Genomic DNA, 1,494 nt, shown 5'->3' on the forward strand with positions numbered 1-1,494 from the left:
ACCCGAGGCCTCTCGGCCTGTCGGCGCGGTGTTCTGCGCTTCGATGGATTCAAGATAAGCCAATGCCTAACTCTTGTAAATAGCTAATGCCTAATTTATTTCGCGTTCTTTTTGCATTGCCTAACTAGCGGAGCGCTGAATACTGTATGCGCGTCCAGTAGTCGGGAGGTTCAGATGGCAAGGCAAAAGGGAATGCAGGAGGCTCGGAAGCCGAGCCCGGCAGAGCGGCTGGGGCTGCGGGTGTCAGCGATGATCAACTCGCCAATTGCGCAGCTGGGGAGGACGGTGATGATTCACCGTCTCGACGACGATCCGCAGGAAGCATGGGATTCGGTGATGGAGATGCTGGCCGAGACGGACGGGCTGAGCATGGTGTTCAACGACGACGGTACGGTGACGTTGGAGTGGGGCCGGCGAGAAGATGAGGAGGAGGTGGTGATAGTTGACCAGGAGCATGAGCCGCAGGAAGAGGCCGCGGCGCCATTCTGATCAGCGCTTGCCGCGTCGCCAGTCCCAGGGTGGGATCGGTTGAGGGTCGCGCCACAGCCCTACGGACCGAGCGCGTGCTTCTGTCTGCTCGAACTCGTAGGCGTGGCGTTCTTCCGGGGGCTGCTCCTTGGCGTAGTGCTCATACCACCAGGCCATGCCCGAGGCGAGCTGTGCGCGGCCGGCGTCGAGCGTGTGGCCGCAGCCTGGGCAATCGGCAGGCTCAACCCACACGGCGCCGATGATGCGCTTCCAGCGGTCGCGTTTGGTCCAGTGGATGGTCGCTGTCTTGCCGTAGGCCAGGTCGGAAAGGTTCTGCCGCGAGCGCTCGCCGAAAGGCTGCTTGCGTTCGGGCGCGTCGATGCCGCGTAGGCGGATGCGCTCCTGCTTCCTGTCCGCGGTCAGGCAGGTGAGGGTGTCGCCGTCGGCTATGCCGATAACTCGGCATTCGAACTGGGCTGCAAGGGCAGGGGAGGACAGTAGAAGTAGTGCGAGGATGATGCGTTGCATGGCGCCTCCGTGCGCATGTGAAAAGCCCCGCACAGGGCGGGGCTAAATTTGTACTGTTGTCCCGTTGCTCCAAGCTCCGCGATCCACGCGGTGGTCCATCGGCCCTCCAGGCCCGGTGCGCGTCCTGCGTCATTGCGAGCGAACTATGATCGAAAGGATCAGGGCAGGATACGGCTTAATCATGACGCCGCGTGTAGGCATTGGCGTACGGCCGAAACACTTAGAAAAAGCCCCGCTAGGTGCGGGGCTTAGAAAACTCAATCAGTCTGGAGGGTCCTGCCGGACTACGTTCAGTACTGTCGCTTGCTTAATTTCACCATCTAACACCTTGGCGTTGATGCTTAGGTAAACAGTAGTGCGCTCCCATTCTGCGTACTGAAGGATCTCCTTCATTTCAGAAGTTAGCGTAGAGTCCTCTACTATTGCCTCGAACTCATCTAAGGTTTTATGCCTTCTTACTTTAACCTTGAATCACCCCGGGTTTCGTGGAGGCCTCAA

General features: G+C 59.4%; 2 protein-coding genes. One reads left to right on the forward strand and one right to left on the reverse strand.

All coding sequences use genetic code 11. From position 1 onward, the window contains the following. Nucleotides 1-192: 192 nt before the first annotated feature. Nucleotides 193-489 (forward strand): DUF1654 domain-containing protein, encoded by a 297-nt coding sequence (locus EA795_RS20550; RefSeq protein ID WP_276310942.1) that lies wholly within the window; start codon nt 193-195, stop codon nt 487-489. Here EA795_RS20550 and EA795_RS20555 read toward each other — a convergent pair whose 3' ends face one another. Beyond that, a complete protein-coding gene (locus tag EA795_RS20555) occupies nt 490-996 on the reverse strand; it encodes a thermonuclease family protein (protein ID WP_122079222.1) in 507 nt (168 codons plus the stop codon). It abuts the gene before it with no gap. Nucleotides 997-1,494 lie beyond the last annotated feature (498 nt).

It is taken from the genome of Stutzerimonas nitrititolerans (assembly GCF_003696285.1).
Lineage (GTDB): Bacteria > Pseudomonadota > Gammaproteobacteria > Pseudomonadales > Pseudomonadaceae > Stutzerimonas > Stutzerimonas nitrititolerans.